Genomic DNA, 24,351 nt, shown 5'->3' on the forward strand with positions numbered 1-24,351 from the left:
GTCAGGTCAACTCGGGTTCGGGGCGGTCAGGCCGCGGCGCTGCGCGCCCGCCAGCCCAGCCACTCGTTGATCACCAGCGCGCCAATCACCAGACTGCCGCCGATCAACACCTCATGGCCGGGCCGTTCGCCTGCACCCAGCCACGCCAGCAGGATGCCGAAAATGACTTCCAACAGCGCCAACAGCGACACTTCCGGCGCCTTCAGCGAGCGCGCGCACACCACCGCCAGCGCACACGGGATGGCCAACTGCACCAGACCCAGCATGCCCAGCCAGGCGATGTCGGCGCCGGTGGCGGAGAACGGCAGCGCCAGCGGCAGCGTGGCCAGCGCGGAGATCACCCCGCCCAACAAGACCGCCGGCACCAGGTCGATCGACGCGCCGTGCTGCTGGCTGCGCTGCGTCACCGTCCAGTTGATTGCCCCCGCCACCGGCACGCACAGCGACACCAGCGAGCCGATCACCAGCTGGCGCGTGTCCATCGCCGGGTCGCCGAAGGCGGCGACGAACTGCGAGCCGTACATGTAGACGATGCCCAGTCCGGCCGCCACGATCGCTGCCCAGGTGCGCAGCGCCAGCCGCTGGCCGAGCATCACCCGCGCCAGCAACGCGGTGAACAGCGGGCCGAGCGACATGATGATCAGCACGTTGGCCACCGTGGTGAAGGTCAGCGCCAGCATGAAGGCGGTGAACATCACGCTCCAGCACAGCCCGCTGATCCAGAACGCCGGCACCTCGGGCAGCAGGCCCCAGTGACGGTGCAGGAAACGCCCCAGCGCCGACCGCTCGGTGGTGGACGCCCCGCCCTGCCCCGCCGCGCCCCGCCGCCACAGCGGCAGGATGAACAGCAGGGACAGCGCGGTGAATGCGCTGCGCCAGAACGTCACCTCAAAGCGCGCGGCCGATTCCAGCTGGCGAGACACCACCCCGGCGATGGACCACAGCAGGGTCACCACCACCATCAGGAACACCGCCTGGGTGTGGGTGAGGCGACTGAGCGCGCGAAAAGGCATGACTACGTTCTCGAAAGGTGGGCCGCCGCGCCGGAGGGCCATCCCCGGCAAGGCCGCGCTCCCTGGGGAGCCGCGACCCGCGCAGCGGCGCAGCGTGGGGGCTCCCTGGTCGGCCGCTGGGCCGCCCCAAGGCCGAACGCGCCCCCTCGGGGGGCAGCGACCCGCGCAGCGGCGCAGCGTGGGGGCACTGATTACTCGCGGCTGGCGCGCTTGCGCTCGTGCTCTTTCAGGTAACGCTTGCGCAGGCGGATGCTCTTGGGCGTGATTTCGACCAGCTCATCGTCCTCGATGAATTCCACGCCGTACTCCAGCGTCAGCTGGATCGGCGGCGTGATCTTGATCGCGTCTTCCTTGCCGCTGACTCGGAAGTTGGTGAGTTGCTTGGTGCGCGTGGCGTTGACGACGAGGTCGTTGTCGCGGCTGTGGATGCCGACGATCATGCCCTCGTACACCGGGTCGTTGGCCTTGACGAACATGCGGCCGCGGTCGTCGAGCTTGCCCAGCGCGTAGTTGAAGATCTCGCCGTCGTCCATGCTGATCAGCACGCCGTTCTTGCGCGCGGCCACCTCGCCCTTGTGCGGCTCGTAGCCGTCGAAGATGTTGGAGATCAGGCCCGAGCCGCGGGTCAGGTTGAGGAACTCGTTGGTGAAGCCGATCAGGCCCCGCGCCGGAATGCGGTACTCCAGGCGCACACGGCCTCGGCCGTCGGGTTCCATGTTGACCAGCTCGCCCTTGCGCTCGCCCAGCGCCTGCATCACGCCGCCCTGGTGTTGTTCTTCCACGTCGGCGGTGACCAGCTCGATCGGCTCGCACTTCTCGCCATTGATCTCCTTGAACACCACGCGCGGCTTGCTCACAGCCAGCTCATAGCCTTCGCGGCGCATGTTCTCGATCAGGATCGTCAGGTGCAATTCACCGCGGCCCGAGACCTCGAACACGCCGTCCTCGCCGGTTTCCTTCACGCGCAGCGCCACGTTGCTCTGCAGCTCCTTCTGCAGGCGGTCCCAGATCTGCCGGCTGGTCACGTACTTGCCTTCGCGGCCTGCCAGCGGGCTGGTGTTGACGCAGAAGTTCATCGTCAGCGTCGGCTCGTCGATCTTGAGCATGGGCAGCGGACGCGGCTCCAGCGGATCGGTCACCGTCACACCAATGCCGATGTCGGCAATGCCGTTGATCAGCACAATGTGGCCGGGTCCGGCCTCGCTCACCTGCACCCGGTCCAGGCCCTGGAAGGTCAGCACCTGGTTGACCCGCCCCTTCACCGGCGCACCCTCCGGCCCGGCCATCACGACCACGTCCATGCCCGGCTTGATGGTGCCGGCGTTCACCCGGCCCACACCGATGCGGCCAACGAAGCTGTTGTAGTCCAGCGCGGAAATCTGCAGCTGCAGCGGATCGGCCGGATTGCCCTCGTGCGCCGGCACGTGCTTGAGGATGGTCTCGAACAGGGCCGACATGTCCGGGCCCCACTGCTCGCCCGGCGCGCCCTCTTCGAGCGAACTCCAGCCATTGATGCCCGAGGCATAGACCACGGGAAAGTCGAGCTGCTCGTCGGTGGCGCCGAGCTTGTCGAAGAGGTCGAACGCGGCGTTGACCACCCTGTCGCAATTCGCGCCGGGCTTGTCGACCTTGTTCACCACCACGATCGGCTTGAGGCCCAGGGCCAGCGCCTTCTTTGTGACGAAGCGGGTCTGCGGCATCGGGCCTTCCTGGGCGTCGATCAGCAGCAGCACACCGTCCACCATGGACAGCGCACGCTCGACCTCGCCGCCGAAGTCCGCGTGGCCGGGGGTGTCAACGATGTTGATGTGGGTGCCCTTCCAGCTGACTGCGCAGTTCTTGGCCAGGATGGTGATGCCACGCTCACGTTCGATGGCGTTGTTGTCCATCACCGTGTCTTGCACCTTCTCATGCTCGGCGAAAGTGCCGCTCTGGCGCAGCAGCTGGTCAACCATGGTGGTTTTGCCGTGGTCAACGTGGGCAATGATCGCGATGTTGCGAATGGGGGTCGTGCTCATGCGGAGGTTTCCTCTGAAGACTGGATGTGCTGGATGTCGAGGGGGCTCAGCAGACGCCCCGGAATGAGTTCGCCGCCCGCGGCATGGGCGGTGCCCAGCAGCGACGGGCGGCCGTGAAACGGCGGTCCAAAAACAGCGATGCGTTCGTGATCGGGCCAGTCACCGCGGCGGCGCACGCCACTGAGAAAGCGGCCGGCGTCCTCGTCGCCAAGCTGCACCGCGCGGTGGTCGCCCAGCAGGCATTCCACCGGGCGCAGGGCGGCCAGGCGAGCGGCCTCATCCATCTCGGCCAAGGCGTCGAGGCTCAGGCAGTCGGACGCATCGAACGGACCCGTGGCCACGCGCCGCAAGGCGGTGAGATGACCGCCACAACCGAGGGCCTCGCCGATGTCCTCCCCGAGCGTACGGATGTAGGTGCCCTTGCTGCAACGCACACGAAGCCGCAGCTGGGGCGCCTCACCGCCGAGCTGGAAATCGATCAGTTCAAGGTCGTGGATCGTCACGCGCCGCGGCGCTCGTTCCACGGTTTCGCCGTCGCGCGCGTATTCGTACAAGGCCTTGCCGTCCTTTTTGAGCGCGCTGTGCATCGGCGGCACTTGGTCGATCACGCCGGTAAAGCGGTCGAGCACCTCCACCACCTGCCCAATGCTGCATCGCACCGGCCGGGCGTCGATCACCGCGCCTTCGGCGTCGGCCGTGGTGGTTCTCACGCCCAGGCGGACCGTTGTCTCGTAGGTCTTGTCGGCATCGAGGTGCAACTGGCTGAACTTGGTCGCGGCGCCGAAACACAACGGCAACACGCCACTGGCCAGCGGATCGAGCGTGCCGGTGTGGCCCGCCTTCTCGGCGCGCAGCAACCACTTGGCTTTCTGCAAAGCCTGGTTGCTGGAGAGTCCCAGCGGCTTGTCGAGCAACAACACCCCATGCACAGGGCGCCGTGTGATTCGGCCCCCACGCTCCGCCGCTGGCGCGGGTCGCTGCCCCCCGAGGGGGCGCGTTTCGCCTTGGGGCGGCCCGGCGGCGAAACCCCGTGGGCGCAACGCAGACATGCTCACTCCTCTTTGGCGCGGGAAGCGACCGCCTTGGAGATCAAGGCGTTCATGTCGGCCGCGCGCTCGGTGGTGCGGTCGAACACGAAGTGCAGCGTGGGCACGGTGTGGATGTGCAGGCGCTTGAACAGCGCGTTGCGCAGGAAGCCGGCCGCGGCGTTGAGGCCGGCGGTGGTTTCGGTGGGATCGCCGGTGAGCAGGCTGAAGAACACCTTGGCGTGGGCGTAGTCCGGCGTGACTTCGACGGCATTGAGCGTGACCATGCCCACGCGCGGGTCCTTGAGCTCGCGCGCGATCAGCTCGGCCAGATCGCGCTGGATCTGGTCGGCCACGCGGTAGCCGCGGTTGGGGACGGACGACGCCTTGCGGGGCATGGTGCTCTGTCGCGCAGCGCCTTACAGCGTGCGCGCCACTTCCTTGACCTCAAAGAACTCGAGCTGATCGCCCTCTTTGATGTCGTTGTAGTTTTTGAGCTTGATACCGCACTCGAAGCCTTCCTTGACCTCGCGCACGTCGTCCTTGAGGCGCTTGAGCGACTCGAGCTCGCCGGTGTAAACCACCACGTTGTCGCGCAGCAGGCGGAAATGGGCCGAGCGCGTGACCTGGCCCGAGGTGACCATACAGCCGGCCACCGTGCCGATCTTGGACGCCACGAACACGGTGCGGATTTCGGCCGTACCGATGGTTTCCTCGCGCTTCTCGGGCGCCAGCATCCCCGACATGGCGGCCTTCAGATCGTCCACCGCGTCGTAAATGATGTTGTAGTAGCGCAGGTCGATCTCGTTGCCTTCGGCCAGCTTGCGCGCGCCGGCATCGGCCCGCACGTTGAAGCCGATCACCACCGCACCCGCCGCGATCGCGAGGTTGACGTCGCTCTCGCTGATGCCGCCCACGCCGGCGTACACCAGCTGGACCTTGACCTCGGCCGTGGAGAGCTTGAGCAGCGAAGCGGCCAGCGCCTCCTGAGAACCCTGCACATCGGCCTTGAGGATGATCGGCAGCGTCTTGACCTCGCCGGCAGCCATGTCCGCAAACATGTTCTCGAGCTTGGCGGCCTGCTGTTTGGCCAGCTTGGTGCTGCGGTACTTGCCCGCGCGGTAGGTGGCGATTTCGCGGGCGCGGCGCTCATCGGCCATCACCATGAATTCGTCACCGGCCTGCGGCACCTCGGCCAGACCCTGAATCTCCACCGGAATCGACGGACCCGCCTCCTTCGCGGCCTTGCCGTTTTCGTCCAGCATGGCGCGCACGCGGCCCGAGGTCTGGCCCGCCAGCACCACGTCGCCCACCTTCAGCGTGCCGGACTGGACCAGCACGGTCGCAACCGCGCCGCGGCCCTTGTCCAGACGCGCTTCGATCACCAGGCCCTTGGCCATCGCATCGACCGGCGCGGTCAGTTCCAGCACCTCGGCCTGCAGCAGCACCTGTTCCAGCAGCGCGTCGATGCCCTGGCCGGTCTTGGCGGACACCGCCACGAACGGTGAATCGCCGCCGAACTCTTCGGGCACCACTTCCTCGGCCACCAGTTCGGCCTTCACGCGCTCGATGTTGGCTTCGGGCTTGTCGGCCTTGGTCATCGCCACCACGATCGGCACCTTCGCCGCCTTGGCGTGCTTGATGGCTTCCTTGGTCTGCGGCATCACGCCGTCGTCGGCCGCGCACACCAGGATGACGATGTCCGTGGCCTGGGCGCCGCGGGCACGCATCGCCGTGAAGGCTTCGTGGCCCGGGGTGTCGAGGAAGGTGACGGTGCCCCGCGGCGTGTCGACGTGGTAAGCGCCGATGTGCTGCGTGATGCCGCCCGCTTCGCCAGCCGCCACTTTCGTGCGGCGGATGTAGTCCAGCAGCGAGGTCTTGCCGTGGTCCACGTGGCCCATGACGGTGACCACCGGAGCGCGCGACAGCGCCTCGGCCTGCTGGCCCTGCACTTCCTCTTCCGTGAAGGCTTCCGGGTCGTCCAGCGCGGCCTGAACCGCTTTGTGCCCGAGCTCCTCGACGACGATCATCGCCGTGTCCTGGTCGAGCGACTGGTTGATGGTCACCATCTGGCCGAGCTTCATCAGCTGCTTGATCACCTCGGACGACTTGACCGCCATCTTGTGGGCCAGTTCGGCGACCGTGATCGTCTCGGGCACGTGCACCTCGAGTTGCTTGAACTCGGCGGGCGCAGCGAAGGAACCCTGGCCACCATCGCGGCTGTCGCGGTCGTTGCGCTTGCCCTTGGGGCCGCTGCGCCAGTTGCCACGCCCGGCGGTGGTGTCGCCACGGGTCTTGATTTCCTTCTTCTTGGCCGCGTCGTCCTTCCAGGTCGAGGACAGGTTCTCCGACTTGACTTCTTTTTTGCCAGCACCGCCCGCGGTGGTGGCGGGGGCTGCCGTGCCCGGGGCTTTGGTCGGCGTGCCGGCGGGCTTGTGCAGCGTGCCCTTGAGGCCGGCGGCCTTGTCGGCGGGCGGCGGTTCGGGCTTCTTGGCCACCAGGGTGCGCGCCGGGGTGGACATCATGGCGCGGATGCTCGCGGCTTCGGCTTCGGCCTTGCGGCGGCGCTCTAGCAGCTCGGCAGCGCGCTGCTCCTCGGCCTTCTTCAGTTCCGCCGCTTTGGCGGCGTCGGCCTTCGCGGCGTCGGCTTTGGCGGCCTGCGCTTTCGCGGCGGCCTCGGCCTTCGCGCGTTCGGCGCTGTTGTCCGGTGCGGCGGCGGCGGGAGCCGCGGCCTGCTGCGCCTTGGCCAGGGCAGCCGCGGCCGCTTCCGCGGCTTCGCGCTCGCGCTCGGCGGCGGCCGCGCGCGCCTCTTCGGCTTCCCGCGCAGCGCGCTTGGCGGCGAGTTCTTCCTCCTGGCGGCGGATCAGCTCGGCCTGGCGACGGGCTTCTTCTTCGCGGCGGGCCAGTTCGGCCTGGTCCACGACCGGGGCTGCCGGCTCGGCCGGCTCGGCCACCGGGGCCGGTGCCTCGGGCGCGACCTCGTCATCCCGCTTGATGAACGTGCGCTTCTTGCGCACCTCCACCTGGATCGTGCGGGCGCGGCCGGTGGCGTCGGCCTGCTTGATCTCGGAGGTCGACTTCTTCACCAGGGTGATCTTCTTGCGCTCGCCACCCGCGGTGCCATGGGCGGCCTTGAGGTGGTTGAGCAGCTGCTGCTTGTCCGACTCATTGATCGGATCGGTGCCCGCGCGCTTGGGCACGCCCGCGGCGGCCAGCTGCTCCAGCAGCACGCTCGTGGGCTTGTTCAGTTCGGCGGCCAGTTCGGCGACGGTGGTACTTGTCATGGGTTCGATGCTCCGTGGGCCTCCGGCGATCAGGACTGCGACGACGCTTCGTCACCGGCGAACCAGTGCGCGCGGGCCTGCATGATCAGGGCGGTGGCCTCGTCCGGCGACTGGCCGGTGATGTCGGTGAGCTCGTCGGTGGCCAGATCGGCCAGCTCGTCGCGGGTGTGGATGCCAGCCTCGGCCAGCTTGGCCACCAGCTCCGGCGTGATGCCTTCCAGGTCCTTGAGGTTCTGAGACACCTCTTCCACGCTTTCCTCGCGGGCGATTTCCATGGTCAGCAGCGCGTCCTTGGCGCGGGTGCGCAGCTCGGTCACGGTTTCCTCGTCGAATGCCTCGATCTCGAGCATCTCCTGCAGCGGCACGTAGGCCACTTCTTCGAGGCTGGTGAAACCTTCTTCGATGAGGATGTCGGCAATCTCCTGGTCCACGTCCAGCTTGGCCATGAACAGCTTGCGGATGCCATCGGCCTCTTCCGCCTGCTTCTGCGCGGACTCGTCGGCGGTCATGATGTTGATCCGCCAGCCGGTGAGCTCGCTGGCGAGCCGCACGTTTTGACCGCCGCGGCCGATGGCGATCGCGAGGTTCTCTTCGTCCACGACCACGTCCATGGCGTGACGCTCCTCGTCCACCACGATGGACGAGACGTTGGCCGGCGCCAGCGCGCCGATCACAAACTGGGCAGGGTCGTCGGACCACAGCACGATATCCACCCGCTCGCCGGCCAGCTCATTGGTCACGGCATTGACGCGGGAGCCGCGCACGCCGACGCAGGTGCCGATCGGGTCGATGCGGCGGTCGTGGCTGAGCACGGCGATCTTGGCGCGCGAACCCGGGTCGCGGGCGCACTTCTTGATCTCCAGCAGGCCCTGCTCAATCTCGGGCACTTCCTGTCGGAACAGCTCGATCATGAATTCAGGCGCCGAGCGCGACAGCAGGATCGGGGCGCCACGCAGCGTGAGGTCGACTTCCATGATCATGGCGCGCACGCGGTCGCCGGTTCGGAAGTTCTCCTTCGGGATCATTTCGTTGCGCTTGAGGCGGCCTTCCACGCGACCGCTCTCCACGATCAGATCGCCCTTGTCCAGGCGCTTGACCGTGCCCACGAACACCTTGTCGCCGCGCGACATGAAGTCGTTGAGCAGCATCTCGCGTTCGGCGTCACGGATTTTTTGCAGGATCACCTGCTTGGCAGCCATCGCGCCAATCCGGCCGATCGGCACGCTTTCCACCGGCTTCTCGATGTAGTCGCCCTCTTCGATATCGGGGATCTCTTCCCGGGCGTCGGTGAGCAACTCCTCGGCGTCCGGGTTCTGCAGGCCGGCGGAATCGGGCACCACCAGCCAGCGGCGGAAGGTTTCGTAGGCGCCGGTGTCGGGGTCCATCGCCACGCGGATGTCGACCTCGCCCTTGTAGAGCTTCTTCGTGGCCGAGGCCAGCGCTTGTTCCACGGCGCCCAGCACCACATCGCGCTCGACGTTCTTCTCGCGCGAGATGGCATCGATCAGCATCAACATTTCGCGGTTCATATCACTCGCCCACCTTTCCGGATCGCTTCGTTGTTCTGTCAAGAGTTGCGGGTCAGCCCTCGGCCGCCCCCGGGGCAGAACGCCCCTTGAAATTCACAATCGGCGCCAGCCGTGCGCCTTGCAGCTCGGCCAGCGAGAACGTCAGCGCCTGCAGAGGCGCCTCGGCCTTTTTGCGACTCACGCGCTGGCCCGGCTTGGGCGGCGGCTCGTCGCTCCAGACGATCTGCCACTGCGCGCCGTCGGCGGCACGCTCCAGCGTGCCGCGGAATTTCTTGCGGCTCGCCGACACCGCGCCGCCGTTGGCGCCCAGCGGGGCCTTCAGGGTGATGTCGATGACCGCGCCTTCAAAGCGCTGGAAGTCGGCTTCGTGGCGCAGCGGGCGGTCGATGCCCGGCGAACCGACCTCCAGCCGCCGGTAATCCATGCCTTCCACCTCCAGCACGTACTGGAGCTGGCGCGTCACGCGCTCGCAGTCCTCGACGGTCACGAACTGCTCCGGCGGACGCGGCTCACCGGGCGGCGGCGGGGTCCAGGGCAGATCGATCGTCACGCGCAGCAAGCCGCCGGCCGACCGTTCGAGGTCGACCAGGTCAAATCCCAGTCCGGCGACGGTGGTGGCGACGGTGTCCTGCCAGGCCATGCGGTGCGTGTGAGCGGTGTGTGCGGTCAAAAATCGGGGCGGAAGCTGGGCAAAAACGAACGATTGCCCGGCGATCAGCCAAAAAAAATGGGCCGGTGTTACCCGCCCATTTGGTCGTGAAGCCCGCATTGTAGCCCGGGAATGGCCCCCAAGCAAGCCGCGAGCCAGCCAATCGGCGCTGGCCGGGACGCCTGATGCCCGCCGTCAGATGCCCAGCACCCACTGGATCAGGTTCTTCGCCAGGAAGCCCAGCATGCCGAAGGACAAGACCATGAACAGCACGAACGTACCGAACCGACCGGCACGACTCTCGCGCGCCAGGTTCAGCACGATGAACAGCATGTACAGGATGAACGCGCCGACGCCGAACGTCAGCCCGAACTGAGCGATCTGGGCCTCGGTGTAGCCAAACAGGGTGCCTTCCATGGCTCACTCCCGCCCGGCAAGGTCGCGGTAGGCGTGCCAGCTGGCGTGAGCCAGCCAGGGAATGGCCACGATCAGACCGATGAGCGCCAAGGACATGGCCACCCCAACGATCAGTGCGATCACCACTGCCCACACCCCGCAGGTGACCGGTTGCGTCGCCACCGCGCGCCAGCTGGCGCCCACGGCCTGATGCACCGGCAGCGGCCGGTCCACGAGCAGCGGCAGCGCCACCACGGTGGAGGCGAACACCGGCGCGGCCAGCAGCGCGCCTTGCAGCAGCCACAACTCGAACAGCCCGACCTGCGGCGCCAGCACGATGTGGCGGATGAAGTCCACCGGCGCGCGGATCGGCACCGGCGAGGCCAGCGTGATCAGCCCGGCGGACGTGAGCACCCAGCCGGTGCCGGCCAGCGCGAGCAGCAGGCCGAAGCGCACCAGCCGCCCGTCGCCCGAGCGCCACAGCGCCGCCACCTCGCCGAGCCCCAGGCGCTGCCCCCGCTCCAGCGCGCGACTGACGGCGTACAGGCCGGTGGCCAGGATGGGCGCGACGATCAGAAAGCCGGAGAACGCACCGGCGAGCAGCCAGAAGCGGTCGCGCGCGAGCAGCAACAGCGCCGCACCGAAGGCGGTGATCAAAAAGCCGTGAAACAGGCCGGGGACGGGATGGCGCCGCAGGTCCTGCCAGCCCAGGGCGAGCCAGCGCAGGCAGGCGGTGGGTGGCAACGGGGCGGCCGGGGCGGAGGAACTCATGCCGGCATTGTCGGGCGCGGCACCGCCCGGCCGCATGACCTGCGTCAAGCCGCGGCGCGGACCAGCTGGCGGGTGTAGTCGTGGCCGGGCGAACGCAGCACCTGCGCCACCGGGCCGGTTTCGACGATGGCGCCGTCCTTCATGACGATCACCTCGTGCGCCATGGCCTCGATCACCGCCACGTCGTGGGTGATCAGCAGGTAGCTCAGACCGCGGTCGCGCTGCAGGCGCTGCAGCAGCGCCAGCACCTGTTTCTGCACGGTCACGTCGAGCGCGCTCGTGGGCTCGTCGAGCACCAGCAAGCGCGGCTCCACCACCAGCGCGCGGGCAATGGCCAGGCGCTGGCGCTGGCCGCCGGAGAACTCGTGCGGGTAGCGTTGCAGCCAGTCGCCGCCCTGCTGGGGGTCGCTGACCAGGCCCACGTCCGCCAGCGCAGCCACGACCCGCTCGCGCCGCTGCGCCGCGGTCAGGTCGGGCCGGTGGACACGCAGCCCCTCGCCCACGATCTGCTCGATCGTCAGGCGCGGCGACAGCGAGGAAAACGGGTCCTGGAACACCACCTGCACCCGCTGGCGCAAGGCCCGGGTGCGGCCGGCCTGACGTGCCTCGTCCCAACCGGTGCCGTCCACGGCAAGCTGGCCTTCGTGGGGCATCAGGCCCAGCGCGGCGAGCGCCAGCGTGCTTTTGCCCGAGCCGGACTCGCCCACCACGCCCAATGTGCGGCCGGGTGGGATGTCGAAGTCAGCGCCCTGCACGGCCACGAAGCGCCCCTGGCGGAACCAGCCCCGCAGCCCGGGCAACGGAACCGGGTAGGACACGCGCAGGCCGCGGGCAGCGAGCAGCGGCGTGACCGCGGCGTTGGAAGGATCAGCAGCGTCTTCCACCACGTCGCGCGCCGGACGGCTCGACAGCAGCAGGCGGGTGTAGGCGTGCTGCGGCGCGGCAAACACCCCGTCCACGGGCCCCTGTTCCACCAGGTGCCCGCGTTCCATCACCGCGATCCGGTCGGCAAACCGCCGCACCAGGTTGAGGTCGTGGGTGATCAGGAGCACGGCCATGCCGTGCTGGCGCTGCAGGTCGGACAGCAGGTCGAGAATCTGGCCCCGCAGGCTCACGTCCAGGGCGGTGGTGGGCTCGTCGGCGATCAGCAACCGCGGGCGGCTGGCCAGCGCCATGGCGATCATCGCGCGCTGCCGCTGCCCGCCGCTGAGCTGGTGGGGGTAAGCCTGGGCCCGGCGCGCCGGCTCAGGAATCCCGGTGGACGCGAGCAGCTCCACGGTGGCCGGGCCTGCCTGCGCCCGGCTCAGGCCGCGCTTGAGTTGCAGCACCTCCGCGATCTGGTCGCCCACCGGGTACAGCGGGTTGAGCGCGGTCATCGGCTCCTGGAAGACCACCGACACCGCATCCCCACGCACACCGCGCAGCGCCGTCTCCGACAGGGACAGCAGGTTGCGACCGTCGAGCCACGCTTCACCGCTCACCTCAGCCTGCGGCACCAGCCGCAGCAGCGACAGGGCCGACACCGTCTTGCCCGAGCCCGACTCGCCCACCAGGGCCAGCTTTTCGCCCGGGGCGATGGAGAAGTCCACGCCATGCACCACCGGGCGCCCGGCGAAGGCCACGCGCAGGCCCCGCACGGTCAGCAGTGCGGTCTCAGCCGCCAGCGACGCAGAGGCGCTCATGCGTCGGCCTTTCGCGGATCGAGCGCATCGCGCAGGGCGTCGCCCATGAAGGTGAGCAGCAGCAGCGTGATCACCAGGACCGCGAAGGTGGAGATCGAGATCCACCACGCGTCGATGTTGTTTTTGCCCTGACTCAGCAATTCACCCAGCGAGGGCGTGCCGGGCGGGACACCCAGGCCGAGGAAGTCAAGCGAGGTCAGGGCCAGGATCGCGGCGCTCATGCGAAACGGCAGGAAGGTGACCACCGGGGTGAGGCTGTTGGGCAGGATGTGGCGCCACATGATCTGCGCGTTGGACAGGCCCATGGCGCGGGCCGCGCGCACGTAATCCAGCTGCCGGTTGCGCAGGAACTCCGCCCGCACGTAGTCGGACAGGCCCATCCAGCCAAACAGACTGAGCAGCACCAGCAGCAGCCCCACGCTGGGCGCGAACACCGCCGAGAAGATGATCAGCAGGTACAGCTCGGGCATGGAGCCCCAGATCTCGATGAAGCGCTGGAAGGCCAGATCGGTCTTGCCGCCAAAAAACCCCTGGATGGCGCCAGTGAGGATGCCCAGCACCACGCCGATGGCGGTGAGTGCCAGCGCAAACAAGACGCTGACCCGGAACCCATAGATGAGCTGCGCCAGCAGGTCGCGGCCGCGGTCGTCGGTGCCGAGCCAGTTGGCCGGGCTCGGCGGCGCGGGGTTGGGCTGCGTGGCGAAGTAGTTGAGCGTTTTCGGGCCGTAGGGGTTGGGCGCGTAGACCGCCCAGTTGTCGCCGCGGGTGATCTGCTCCCGGATAAAGGGGTCGAGGTAGTCGGTGGCGGTGTCGAAGTCGCCGCCGAAGACGGTCTCGGGGTAGTCGCGCCACATCGGGAAATAGGTTTGCCCTTCGTAACGCACCACCAGCGGGCGGTCGTTGGACACCAGTTCCGCGGCGAGGCTGAGCAGCACCAGCGCACTGAACAGGACCAGACTCCAGTAGCCCAGCCGGTTGCGGCGAAAGCGCAGCCAGGCCCGTCGCCACGGCCCGATCGAGCGGGCCGGTACCGCTGGATGCGGCGGAACCGGCGTTGCCAGACCGCGCGCATCGCCCACCACGGGGAGGGAAGCGTCTGCGCCCTGCGCGGGGGCTGCGGGGGGGTTAGTCATATTTCACCCGCGGGTCTACCCAGACATAGCAAAGGTCGGAGATCAGCTTGGTCACCAGACCGATCAGCGTGAAGAGGAAGAGCGTGCCCATCACCACCGGGTAGTCGCGCCGGATCACGCTCTCGTAGCTCAGCAGGCCCAGGCCATCGAGGGAGAACAGCGTTTCGATCAGCAGCGACCCGGCGAAGAACGCGCCCACGAACGCCGCCGGAAAGCCGGTGACGATGGGAATCAGCGCGTTGCGGAACACGTGCTTCCACAGCACCTGCCGCTCGCTCAGGCCTTTGGCCCGCGCCGTCATCACGTACTGCTTGCGGATTTCTTCGAGGAACGCGTTTTTCGTCAGCATCGCCGTGACGGCAAAGCTGCCCAGCACCATCGCCGTGACGGGCAGCGTGATGTGCCAAAGGTAGTCAACGATCCGCGCGCCCCAGCTCAGTTCTTCCCAGTTCGCCGACGTGAGTCCACGCAGCGGGAACCACTGCAGTTGCCCCCCGAAGATCACCAGCAGGGCCACGCCCAGCACGAAGCCCGGAATGGCGTAGCCCACCAGGATGATGAGCGTGGTGACGAGGTCAAAGCGCGTGCCCGCCTGCACGGCCTTGGCCACGCCCAAGGGCACGGCCACGCCGTAGCTGATCAGAAAGGTCCACAGCCCCAGGCTGATCGAGACCGGCAACTTCTCGGCGATCAGCTGCGAGACCGGCTTGTTCTGGAAAAAACTGGTGCCCAGGTCGAAGCGGGCGAAGCGCACCAGCATGTCCCAGAAGCGCTCGTGGGCGGGTTTGTCAAAACCGTACAGGGCCTTGATCTGCTCCAGCCTTTTCGGGTCCACGCCCTGGGCCCCGCGGTACACCGCCCCGCCCTCGGCGCCGGCCGATCCGCCCGCCGCCCGCGCCTCGGCCAGATACTGCTCCACCGGCCCGCCCGGCACGAACTGGATGACGACGAAGGTCAGCAGCAACACCCCCAGCAAGGTGGGGATCATCAGCAGCAGGCGCTTGAGGATGTAGACCCACATAGCACTTCAGCAGGTGTCTGGGCGGGAAACACCACGGATCTGGCTTTGCCAGGCCGTCGGTGTTGCGCCCTTGAGGGGGTGACGCGCGCCGCGCGGCGCGGGGGTGGTCATGGTGTTGCCCACCAGGTATCGATGGCCCACACCTCGCCACTCGCGTACGGCGGCATGCGCTCCGGCCGGCCCAGCCGCCACGCGTTGTAGGCCATGCGGTGGGTGGGGGCAGACCATTGCGGGATCAGCACGTGGCTGTGGCTGATCACGCGATCCAGCGCGCGGCAGGCGGCTTCAAAGCTGGCGCGGTCACGGGCGCCGGTCATGCGCTGCACGATCGCGTCCACCGCGGGGTTGGCGATGCCGGTGTGGTTGCCCGAGTCGGGCGTGCGGGCCGCTTCGCTGCCAAACAGATCGGCGTATTCGGCGCCGGGTGTGTGGGTGCCGCCGTAAGCGAGGGAAATCACGTCGAAATCGAAGGTGCGCAGCCGCTGCTGGTACAGGGCGAAATCGACCGGGCGGAAGCGCAGGGTGATGCCGAGCTTGTCGAGGTTGCGCGTCCAGGGCGCCACCACGCGCGCGCCAACCTCGGCGCTGTCGAGGTATTCCAGCACGAGCGCTTGGCCGGCGGCATTGCGCAGCGCCCCATCCCGCACGGTCCAGCCGGCCTCGCGCAGCAGCGCCTGTGCCTGGCGCAGGTTGTCGCGCAGCGTGCGATCCGCGTCGGTGCGCGGCGGCACATAGGCCGGCCCGAACACCGCTGCCGGCAGTTGGTCGCGCCACGGTTCAAGCAGGGCCCGTTCGGCGGCCGACGGCTCGCCCTGCGCGGCGCACGCGGTGTTGCCGAACAGGCCGCGCACCCGTTGGTAGGCGCCGTAAAACATTTGCCGGTTCATCCACTCGTAGTCCAGCGCCAGCCCCAGCGCCTGGCGGACCCGAATGTCGTCCAGGGGCGGCCGGCGGGTGTTGAGCACGTAACTCTGGAACCCGGTGGGCAGCTGGTGGGTGAACTCGCCCTTGACCAGCTCGCCAGTGTCGAAACGCCGGCCGGTGACGCGGCGGGCCCAGTCACCGGCCGAGAAAAAGCGCATCAGGTCGAACTCGCCGGCCTTGAGCGCCTCCAGCCGCGCCGTGTTGTCCTTGTAGATCTTGACGGTGATGCGGTCGAAGTTGGCGGTGCCACGGCGCACGGGCAGGTCGCGCGCCCAGTAGGCCGGGTCGCGGACGTAGGTGATGTCGCGCCCGAACTTCACCGGCCCGATGCGGTACGGCCCGCTGCCGATGGGGATGTCGGTGACGACCTGGTCGAAGGTCTTGCGCTGACCAGTCTTGGGGTCCAGCGCATCGCCCCAGGCGCGGCTGAAGATCGGCAGGCCACCCACCGTGAGGGGCAACTCCCGGTTGGCGACCTTGAATCGGAAGCGCACCGTGCGCTCATCCAGCACGTCCAGCCCGGCGACATCGGCCAGGATGGTCTTGTAGACCGGCGAGGTGTGCGGCCCCAGCAGCGTGTCGAAGCTGTGTTTCACATCGGCCGCCAGCACCGGGTCGCCGTTGTGGAAGCGCGCCGTGGTGCGCAGGCGGAAGGTCACCGACAGCCCATCGGGCGCGGCCACCACGTCCTCGGCCAGCAGACCGTAGGCGGCGCCGGTTTCGTCCAGCGCGCCGGCGAGCAGCGAATCGAACATCAGGTTCGACAGGTAGGCCGGCGCCGTGCCGCGCAGCGTGAAAGGGTTGTATTTGTCGAAGGTGCTGGCGCGCAGGTTGCTCACCAGACGCAGCTCGCCGCCCTTGGGCGCCTGCGGATTCACATAGTCGAAATGCGTGAAGCCGGGCGGGTACTTCAGCTCACCCCAGATCGCGTAGCCGTGGGCCGCCCAGGCCAGCGGGGCCAGCAGCACACCGGTGAACAGCCCGACCCACGCGGCGAACCGGCGCAAGCGGGGCGGGGGTGGCTGAAGCTGCATGCGACAATTCTGCGCGATATTTTTCTGGAGACTGAACGATGGGTTTTCTCGCCGGCAAGAAGCTGCTGATCACGGGTGTGCTGTCCAACCGCTCAATCGCCTATGGCATCGCCAAGGCCTGCCATGCCCAGGGCGCCGAACTGGCGTTCAGCTACGTGGGCGAGCGGTTCAAGGACCGCATCACCGAGTACGCGGCCGAGTTCGGCTCCTCGCTCGTCTTCGATTGCGACGTCGGCGATGACGCGCAGATTGAGCGCCTGTTTGCCGATCTCTCGCACACCTGGCCGCGTTTCGACGGCTTTGTGCACGCCATCGGCTTCGCTCCGCGCGAGGCCATCGCCGGCGATTTCCTCGACGGGCTGTCGCGCGAGGCGTTCAAGATCGCCCACGACATCAGCGCCTACAGCTTTCCGGCCATGGCCAAGGCGGCCCTGCCCTACCTGAACGACAAGTCGGCCCTGCTCACACTGAGCTACCTCGGCGCCATCCGCACCGTGCCCAACTACAACACCATGGGTCTGGCCAAGGCGAGCCTGGAGGCGTCGGTGCGCTACCTGGCGGAGTCGCTCGGGCCGAAGGGCATGCGCGTGAACGGCATCAGCGCCGGACCGATCAAGACGCTGGCGGCCAGCGGCATCAAGGGCTTCGGCAAGATCCTCTCGGTGGTGGCCGAGACCACGCCCATCCGCCGCAACGTCACGATCGACGACGTGGGCAACGTCGCGGCTTTTCTGCTGTCCGATCTGGCCGGTGGCGTGAGCGCCGAAATCGTCTATGTGGATGGCGGCTTCAGCCAGGTGGTGGGCGGCATCGCCGAACCGCCGGCGGCCGGCTGAAGCACCGGTTTCCCGCTTGAACCCGCGCGATCCCGGGCGCCGCCGCTGGCTGCTCGCCGGGCTGGGCTGGTGGGCGGCGGGTGGGGTGCTGGCGGCCGAACCGCCCGCGCTGATGCTGGCCCACACCTTTCGACCGGACACCCCGCTGGCCGGCTTTTTCGTCAGCGAAAAACTCGATGGCGTGCGCGCCCGCTGGGATGGCCAGCGCCTTCTCACCCGCGGCGGCGAGGTGATCGCGGCACCGGCCTGGTTCACCGCGGGCTGGCCTGAGCAATCGCTCGACGGCGAACTCTGGATGGGTCGCGGGCGGTTCGAAGACACCGTCTCCACCGTGCGCAGCCTGCAGACCGACCGCGCGGGCTGGCAAGGTGTGCTCTTCATGGTGTTCGACGCGCCGGACCACCCCGGGCCGTTCCGCGACCGGCTGGAGGCGCTGCGGGAGCGCGTGGCCCGGATCGCGCAGCCGTGGGTGCAGGCGGTGCCGCAGGAGCCGGCCACCACCCACGCCGCGTTGATGCAGCGCCTGCACCGCACCGTCAACGCCGGCGGTGAAGGCCTGATGCTGCATCACGGCGATGCCCACTACCGGGCCGCGCGCAGCGATCAACTGCTCAAGCTGAAGCTGCACGACGACGCGGAGGCGCGCGTGGTTGCTCACCTGCCCGGGCAAGGCCGGCACGCGGGGCGACTGGGCGCGTTGCTCGTGGAGACACCGGAGGGCCGGCGCTTCCGGCTGGGCAGCGGGTTTACCGACGCCCAGCGCGAGTCGCCGCCGCCGGTGGGCTCGTGGGTGACCTACCGCTACCGCGGGTGGCACGACAGCGGTCTGCCGCGCTTCGCGACGTTCTGGCGCGAGCGTGCGGCGGGTCCGGGCTCGTGATGGACGGCGTCAGGCGGCGGCCGCTGCCTGACGCAGGTGCTGCCAGAGCTCGTCTTTCAGGGCGAGCTTCTCCTTCTTGAGATGCTCGATCTCCTGGGGCGTCCCGGGCTCAATGTGCGCCTCCATGTTCTGGATGCGCTGGTCCAGCGCGTTGTGGCGATCGAACAGGCGCGTGAAATGGGCATCGACGCCCTTGAGGCGGGAGATGAGGTCGCGGTACTCGGGGAACATGGGCTTCCTTTCGGCCAATGGAAGCCCATGATGGCGCCGGCCCAGGACCGGCGCCTTGACGCAGGTCAGCCCACCGCCACGCAGTCGGCGAAATAGGCCTTCTGGCCGTCTGCGCCCACCGTCTCGACCAGGCCGTGGATGTCGGTTTCGAAGCCTGGGCATTCGCGGGCAAAGGCCCGGTTGAACTTCAGATAATCCACGATCTTGCGGTTGAACACCTCACCGGGAATCAGCAGCGGAATCCCGGGCGGGTACGGCGTGACGAGGCTGGTGGTGATGCGGCCTTCGAGATCGTCGATCGCCACCCGCTCGGTGCGGCGTTGCGCAATGCAGGCGAACGCGTCGCTGGGCTTCATCGCCGGACGCAGGTCGCTGAGGTACATCTCGGTGGTCAGGCGGGCCACGTCGTACTTGGCGTACTGGGCATGCACGTGCTGACACAGATCGCGCAGCCCCATCTGCTCATAGCGGGGCTGCTTGGCGCAGAACTCCGGCATGATCCGCCACATCGGCTGGTTTTTTTCGAAATCGTCCTTGAACTGCTGCAGCGCGGTCAGCAGCGTGTTCCAGCGGCCCTTGGTGATGCCGATGGTGAACATGATGAAGAAGCTGTAGAGGCCCGTCTTTTCGACCACCACACCGTGTTCAGCGAGGTACTTGGTGACGATCGAGGCCGGGATGCCGGTGTCGCCAAAGCTGCCGTCGAGCTTGAGACCGGGGGTGACGATGGTCGCCTTGATCGGATCGAGCATGTTGAAGCCCGGCGCCATGTCGCCAAAGCCGTGCCAGTCCTTCTCGGTGTCGTGGTCGTCCCGCTGGCGGTTGAGCACCCAATCGCGCGCCTCGCCCACACCCTCGTCGGCCAGATGCTCTGGGCCCCAGACCTGGAACCACCAGTCGTCTTCCCCGAACTCGGCTTCGACCTTGCGCATCGCGCGGCGGAAATCCAGCGCCTCCAGCAGGCTCTCTTCAACCAGCGCACGGCCGCCGGGCGGCTCCATCATGGCGGCGGCCACATCGCAGCTGGCGATGATGGCGTACTGCGGGCTGGTGCTGGTGTGCATCAGGTAAGACTCGTTGAACAGGTGCCGATCGAGCTTGACCTGCTGCGAATCCTGCACCAGCACATGGCTGGCCTGGCTGATACCGGCCAGCAGCTTGTGGATCGACTGCGTGGCGTACACGACCGACTGCTGCGGACGCGCCCGCTTCTTGCCCATGGCGTGGAAGTTGCCGTAGAACGGGTGAAAGCCGGCGTGCGGCAGCCAGGCCTCGTCGAAATGCAGGTTGGCCACATAGCCATCGAGCATGTCCTTGATGGCCTCGGTGTTGTAGAGCACCCCGTCGTAGGTGGACTGGGTCAGCGCCAGGATCCGCGGCTTCACGGCGTCGGCGTCCACCCCGGCCAGCAGCGGGTTGGCGCGGATCTTGTCGCGGATGGCTTCGATGGCGAACTCGCCCTGCGGGATCGGTCCGATGATGCCGTAGTGGTTGCGCGTGGGCTTGAGAAAGACGGGAATGGCGCCCGTCATGATGATGCTGTGCAGGATCGATTTGTGGCAGTTGCGGTCCACCACCACCACGTCGCCCGGCGCCACCGTGTGGTGCCAGACCATCTTGTTGCTGGTGCTGGTGCCGTTGGTGACAAAGAAGCAGTGGTCGGCGTTGAAGATGCGCGCGGCGTTGCGTTCGCTCGCGCCGATGGCGCCGTTGTGGTCGAGCAGCTGGCCGAGCTCCTCCACGGCATTGCACACGTCGGCGCGCAGCATGTTCTCGCCAAAGAACTGGTGAAACATCTGGCCGACCGGCGTCTTCAGGAAGGCCACGCCGCCCGAGTGGCCCGGGCAATGCCACGAGTAGGAGCCGTCTTCGGCGTAGTCGAGGAGCGCCTTGAAGAACGGCGGCTGGATCCCCTCCAGGTAGCTCTTGGCTTCACGGATGATGTGGCGCGCCACGAACTCTGGCGTGTCCTCGAACATGTGAATGAAGCCATGCAGCTCGCGCAGGATGTCGTTGGGCAGGTGCCGGCTGGTCTTGGTCTCGCCGTAGATGTAGATCGGCACATCGGCGTTCTTGCGCCGCACTTCTTCGATGAAGTTGCGCAGGTTGAGCACCGCCGGGTCCAGCTCGGGGCCTGGGGTGAACTCCTCGTCGTCGATCGACAGGATGAAGGCGCTGGCGCGGGACTGTTGCTGGGCGAATTGGGACAAGTCCCCGTAGCTGGTGACGCCGACCACCTCCATGCCTTCGCTTTCGATCGCCTGAGCCAACGCGCGGATGCCCAGCCCGGACGTGTTTTCGGAGCGGAAGTCCTCGTCAATGATGACGATCGGGAAACGGAATTTCATGGCGGAGGCGGCGTGCGGGCCGGTGGGCGTTTGCGGGACGGGAAGGCGCGAAGTGTACGGAAATCCCGTGTCGGCGCCGGGGGTTCGGCGGGCCTTTTTGCCGCAGAATGTGGCGGGCCCGCACCGATCACCCGCGGCGGCGATGGACGTTGCGCCGTCGATTTCCCGTTTTCCACAAGGAGGCCTTGTGTCTGATGCGACCTGGTGGTGGATCCTGGCCGGGGCTTTTGTGGCCCTGGAGATGGTCACCGGCACGTTCTATTTGCTGATGCTCGCCACCGGCCTCGCGGCCGGGGCGCTGGCTGCCCACGCCGGGCTGCCGCTGGTGGGCCAGATCGTGGCCGCCGCCGCGGTGGCCAGCGTGGCCGTGGTGGCCTGGCATCGCCGCCGGCAGAGCCGCCCGGTGGACGCGGCCACGTCGCGCGACGTGCACCTTGACGTGGGCGAAACCGTGGAGGTGGCCGAATGGCGGGCCGATGGCACCGCCAGCGTCCGGTACCGCGGCGCCCAGTGGACCGCGGTGCTGAGCCCGGGCCACACGCCCCAGCCCGGCCTGCACCGCGTGGCCGAGCTGGTGGGCAACCGGCTTGTGCTGGCCCCGGCCTGACCCCCCACTCCGCCCTGCCCCGCCCCGCCGTTCCCTTCACCTCCTCATCCGACCACCGGGCTTCAGCACCATGGAAATTGCGATCGTTCTCCTCGTTCTCGCCGTCATCTTCGTCACCCGCTCGGTCAAGGTCGTGCCCCAGCAGCACGCGTGGGTCGTCGAACGACTGGGCAAATACCACACCGCGCTGGCGCCCGGCCTGAATTTCATCGTGCCCTTCATCGACAAGGTGGCCTACCAGCACAGCCTGAAGGAAATCCCGCTGGACGTGCCCAGCCAGGTCTGCATCACCCGCGACAACACCCAGCTGCAGGTCGACGGGATCCTGTATTTCCAGGTCACCGACCCCATGCGCGCCAGCTACGGCTCGTCCAACTACATCGTGGCCGTCACCCAGCTGGCCCAGACCTCCCTGCGGTCGGTGATCGGCAAGCTGGAGCTGGACAAGACCTTCGAGGAGCGCGACATCATCAACGCCCAGGTGGTGCAAGCCATCGATGAAGCCGCGCTGAACTGGGGCGTCAAGGTGCTGCGCTACGAAATCAAGGACCTGACGCCGCCCAAGGAGATCCTGCACGCGATGCAGCAGCAGATCACCGCCGAGCGGGAGAAGCGCGCCCTGATTGCGGCCTCGGAAGGGCGTCGCCAGGAGCAGATCAACATCGCCACCGGCGAACGGGAGGCCTTCATCGCCCGTTCGGAAGGCGAGAAGCAGGCCGCCATCAACGCCGCGCTCGGCGAGGCCGCCGCCATCACCGCCGTGGCCGACGCCACCGCCCAGGCCATCGAACGCGTGGCCGCCGCCATTCGCCAGCCCGGCGGTGAAGCCGCGGTACAGCTGAAGGTGGCCGAACGGGCCGTGGACGCCTACGGCCGCGTGGCCGCCGACGCGACCACCACCCTCATCGTGCCCAGCCACATGGGGGAAGTCTCCGCCCTGATCGCCTCGGCCATGAAGATGGTGCAGTCCTCCCGCCCGGCCGCATGAACACAACCGATCGCAACGTGCTGGGCGGTGAACTGGTGCCCTGCTCGTATGACCCGCTGACCGGCTTCTGGCGTGACGGCTGCTGCCGCACGGGCGCGGACGATCACGGCACCCACGTGGTGTGCGCGCGCGTGACCGAGGCGTTTCTGGCGTACTCGCTGAGCCGGGGCAACGACCTCATCACCCCCCGGCCGGCGTGGCGCTTCGCCGGGCTGAAGCCGGGCGATCGCTGGTGCCTGTGTGTCAGCCGCTGGGTCGAGGCCTTGGAGGCCGGGGTGGCGCCGCCCGTCGTGCTGGAAGCCACCCACGAGGCGGCGTTGCGCCACGTCGATCTCGCCACCTTGCGGGCCCACGCCCACCCGACCACCGCCACCGAGCCACCGCCGGAGCCCTGAAGCGGTTTGCGCCCCTGCTACAATCGCAGGCTTCGCGGAGAGGTGGATGAGCGGTTTAAGTCGCACGCCTGGAAAGCGTGTGTGGGCTAATCCCCACCGCGGGTTCGAATCCCGCCCTCTCCGCCACGAACAAGCGCCCGTCAAACCCCGGGCGCCATGAAAAAGCCACCTGCGGGTGGCTTTTTTCTTGTGTGCTGGTGCCGGCACTGACTCATGGCTGTGGGTGCTGCATGCCGCTGCAGTGCAACCCTGCGGCGTGATGACACGAGCCCGCAGCGGACAACAAAAAACCGCCCGAAGGCGGTTTTTTGTGGAGCGAGCGTCGATCAGCGGATGACGGCCAGGGTGGTGCGGGCACCGCCACGGTAGGTCATCAGCGTCAGGGCGCCGTTCTTGATGTCGCCCTTCTCGTCGAAGGCGATGTTGCCGGTCACGCCCTTGTAGTTCGTGGCCTTCAGGGCCGGCAGGTAGACCTTCGGATCGGCAGAGCCGGCGGTCACCATGGCGTTGGCCATGACTTTCACAGCGTCGTACACGTACGGGGCATACACCTGGACGTCGGCGTTGAACTTGGCCTTGAAGTCGGCGCGGAATTTCTCCATGCCGGCCTTCTCTTCGCCTTCCACGCCGCCTGCTTCAGCGCAGAAGACCTGGTCGTCGGCCATGCCGTCGCCGGCCAGCTTCGGCAGCTCGCTGGAGCAGATGCCATCGCCACCCATGAACTTGGCCTTGATGCCCAGCTGCTTCATCTGCTTGAGCATCGGGCCCGCCACGGCGTCCATGCCGCCGAAGAACACCACGTCGGGCTTCTTGGCCTTCAGGGTGGTCAGGATGGCGTTGAAGTCGGTCGCCTTGTCGTTGGTGAACTCACGACCCACGACGGTGCCGCCGGCGGCTTTCACGCCCTTCTCGAACTCGTCGGCGACGCCCTGGCCGTAGGCGGTGCGGTCGTCGATGACGGCCACGTTCTTGGCCTTCAGGGTCTCGATGGCGTACTTGCCCAGCGTGCCACCCAGGTGCACGTCGTCAGCCACGACACGGAAAGCACCGGCGTAGCCCTGGCGGGTGTACTTGGGGTTGGTGGCCGACGGGGAGATCTGGGGGATGCCCGCGTCGTTGTAGATCTGGGAAGCGGGAATGGTGGTGCCCGAGTTCAGGTGGCCGATCACGCCATTGACTTTGGCGTCCACCAGCTTCTGCGCGGCAGCCGTGCCCTGCTTCGGGTCGGCGGCGTCGTCTTCGGCCAGCAGTTCGAAGGTGGCTTTCTTGCCACCGATGGTCAGGCCGGCGGCGTTCAGCTCGTCGATGGCCATGCGGGCGCCGTTTTCGTTGTCCTTGCCGAGGTGGGCGATGGCACCGCTGGTGGGGCCGACGTGACCGATCTTGACGACCAGCGTCTCCGGCGCCGGGGCGGCGGCGGGCGCGGCGGCGGGCGCAGCCGCGGGAGCAGCTTCTTCCTTCTTGCCACACGCGGCCAGCGCAACGGCGGCGGCAATGACGGCCAGTTTCATGTTCAGTTGCATAGGTTTCCTCGGAAAGGATGATGTTGAAACGCGGAGGGAACTTTTTTTCTCCACCCCGTAAAGA

At 67.7% G+C, this 24,351-nt stretch carries 21 protein-coding genes and 1 tRNA gene; 6 read left to right on the forward strand and 16 right to left on the reverse strand.

The genetic code is table 11. The features are described 5' to 3' along the window. Positions 1-26: 26 nt before the first annotated feature. The 13 genes from AC2D80_RS06410 to AC2D80_RS06470 all read right to left on the reverse strand — a co-directional run bounded on the left by AC2D80_RS06410 (position 27) and on the right by AC2D80_RS06470 (position 16,479). Positions 27-1,013 carry a DMT family transporter gene (locus AC2D80_RS06410; protein WP_484632139.1) on the reverse strand — a complete coding sequence of 329 codons (987 nt, stop codon included), beginning with the start codon at positions 1,011-1,013 and terminating at the stop codon, positions 27-29. Between the two features lie 191 nt (positions 1,014-1,204). Beyond that, positions 1,205-3,031, reverse strand: coding sequence for a translational GTPase TypA (gene typA, locus AC2D80_RS06415; protein ID WP_484632140.1), 1,827 nt, complete (start codon positions 3,029-3,031; stop codon positions 1,205-1,207). Next, a complete protein-coding gene (gene truB, locus AC2D80_RS06420) occupies positions 3,028-3,960 on the reverse strand; it encodes a tRNA pseudouridine(55) synthase TruB (RefSeq protein ID WP_484632141.1) in 933 nt (310 codons plus the stop codon). The genes typA and truB overlap by 4 nt, the downstream gene beginning before the upstream one ends. Positions 3,961-4,082: 122 nt before the next feature. Next, positions 4,083-4,454 (reverse strand): 30S ribosome-binding factor RbfA, encoded by a 372-nt coding sequence (gene rbfA / locus AC2D80_RS06425; protein ID WP_484632142.1) that lies wholly within the window; start codon positions 4,452-4,454, stop codon positions 4,083-4,085. A gap of 21 nt (positions 4,455-4,475) precedes the next feature. Continuing rightward, positions 4,476-7,340: a translation initiation factor IF-2 gene (gene infB / locus AC2D80_RS06430; RefSeq protein WP_484632143.1), complete on the reverse strand. Its 2,865-nt coding sequence runs from the start codon at positions 7,338-7,340 to the stop codon at positions 4,476-4,478. Positions 7,341-7,369: 29 nt separating this feature from the next. Continuing rightward, positions 7,370-8,869: a transcription termination factor NusA gene (gene nusA / locus AC2D80_RS06435; RefSeq protein ID WP_484632144.1), complete on the reverse strand. Its 1,500-nt coding sequence runs from the start codon at positions 8,867-8,869 to the stop codon at positions 7,370-7,372. 52 nt (positions 8,870-8,921) lie between these two features. Next, entirely contained in the window at positions 8,922-9,509 is a 588-nt protein-coding gene (gene rimP, locus AC2D80_RS06440) for a ribosome maturation factor RimP (RefSeq protein WP_484632145.1), read from the reverse strand. A gap of 204 nt (positions 9,510-9,713) precedes the next feature. Next, positions 9,714-9,935 (reverse strand): DUF2788 domain-containing protein, encoded by a 222-nt coding sequence (locus AC2D80_RS06445; protein ID WP_484632146.1) that lies wholly within the window; start codon positions 9,933-9,935, stop codon positions 9,714-9,716. Positions 9,936-9,938: 3 nt separating this feature from the next. Further along, a complete protein-coding gene (locus tag AC2D80_RS06450; protein ID WP_484632147.1) occupies positions 9,939-10,685 on the reverse strand; it encodes a DUF2189 domain-containing protein in 747 nt (248 codons plus the stop codon). Between the two features lie 44 nt (positions 10,686-10,729). Next, the gene (locus AC2D80_RS06455) at positions 10,730-12,367 is read right to left on the reverse strand and encodes an ABC transporter ATP-binding protein (protein WP_484632148.1); all 1,638 of its coding nucleotides are present in this window, start codon (positions 12,365-12,367) and stop codon (positions 10,730-10,732) included. Then, on the reverse strand, positions 12,364-13,500 hold the full coding sequence (locus AC2D80_RS06460) for an ABC transporter permease (RefSeq protein ID WP_484632149.1): 1,137 nt from the start codon (positions 13,498-13,500) through the stop codon (positions 12,364-12,366). Before AC2D80_RS06460 ends, AC2D80_RS06455 begins: the two co-directional genes overlap by 4 nt. Further along, entirely contained in the window at positions 13,493-14,521 is a 1,029-nt protein-coding gene (locus AC2D80_RS06465; protein WP_484632150.1) for a microcin C ABC transporter permease YejB, read from the reverse strand. The genes AC2D80_RS06460 and AC2D80_RS06465 overlap by 8 nt, the downstream gene beginning before the upstream one ends. Before the next feature lie 107 nt (positions 14,522-14,628). Then, entirely contained in the window at positions 14,629-16,479 is a 1,851-nt protein-coding gene (locus AC2D80_RS06470; protein WP_484632151.1) for an extracellular solute-binding protein, read from the reverse strand. A gap of 38 nt (positions 16,480-16,517) precedes the next feature. Here AC2D80_RS06470 and fabI point away from each other — a divergent pair, with 38 nt between their 5' ends. Together fabI and AC2D80_RS06480 are read left to right on the forward strand one after the other, a co-directional pair. After that, entirely contained in the window at positions 16,518-17,315 is a 798-nt protein-coding gene (gene fabI / locus AC2D80_RS06475) for an enoyl-ACP reductase FabI (RefSeq protein WP_484632152.1), read from the forward strand. A gap of 16 nt (positions 17,316-17,331) precedes the next feature. Next, positions 17,332-18,195 carry a DNA ligase gene (locus AC2D80_RS06480; RefSeq protein ID WP_484632153.1) on the forward strand — a complete coding sequence of 288 codons (864 nt, stop codon included), beginning with the start codon at positions 17,332-17,334 and terminating at the stop codon, positions 18,193-18,195. 9 nt (positions 18,196-18,204) lie between these two features. On the opposite strand, the gene AC2D80_RS06485 is transcribed toward AC2D80_RS06480, so the two are convergent. Together AC2D80_RS06485 and AC2D80_RS06490 are read right to left on the reverse strand one after the other, a co-directional pair. Next, positions 18,205-18,426, reverse strand: coding sequence for an HP1242/YdcH family protein (locus AC2D80_RS06485; RefSeq protein ID WP_484632154.1), 222 nt, complete (start codon positions 18,424-18,426; stop codon positions 18,205-18,207). A gap of 65 nt (positions 18,427-18,491) precedes the next feature. Then, on the reverse strand, positions 18,492-20,774 hold the full coding sequence (locus tag AC2D80_RS06490) for an Orn/Lys/Arg family decarboxylase (protein WP_484632155.1): 2,283 nt from the start codon (positions 20,772-20,774) through the stop codon (positions 18,492-18,494). Positions 20,775-20,961: 187 nt separating this feature from the next. Here AC2D80_RS06490 and AC2D80_RS06495 point away from each other — a divergent pair, with 187 nt between their 5' ends. The 4 genes from AC2D80_RS06495 to AC2D80_RS06510 all read left to right on the forward strand — a co-directional run bounded on the left by AC2D80_RS06495 (position 20,962) and on the right by AC2D80_RS06510 (position 22,890). Then, complete coding sequence (locus AC2D80_RS06495) at positions 20,962-21,381, forward strand: NfeD family protein (protein ID WP_484632156.1); 420 nt, start codon at positions 20,962-20,964, stop codon at positions 21,379-21,381. A 70-nt stretch (positions 21,382-21,451) separates the two neighbouring features. Beyond that, positions 21,452-22,369 (forward strand): SPFH domain-containing protein, encoded by a 918-nt coding sequence (locus AC2D80_RS06500; protein WP_484632157.1) that lies wholly within the window; start codon positions 21,452-21,454, stop codon positions 22,367-22,369. Further along, on the forward strand, positions 22,366-22,764 hold the full coding sequence (locus AC2D80_RS06505; protein WP_484632158.1) for a DUF2237 family protein: 399 nt from the start codon (positions 22,366-22,368) through the stop codon (positions 22,762-22,764). Before AC2D80_RS06500 ends, AC2D80_RS06505 begins: the two co-directional genes overlap by 4 nt. Before the next feature lie 36 nt (positions 22,765-22,800). Then, positions 22,801-22,890, forward strand: a tRNA-Ser gene (locus tag AC2D80_RS06510). A gap of 200 nt (positions 22,891-23,090) precedes the next feature. On the opposite strand, the gene AC2D80_RS06515 is transcribed toward AC2D80_RS06510, so the two are convergent. Beyond that, entirely contained in the window at positions 23,091-24,287 is a 1,197-nt protein-coding gene (locus tag AC2D80_RS06515) for a branched-chain amino acid ABC transporter substrate-binding protein (RefSeq protein WP_484632159.1), read from the reverse strand. Between the last annotated feature and the right edge of the window lie 64 nt (positions 24,288-24,351).

The organism is Hydrogenophaga sp. T66, assembly GCF_057219855.1.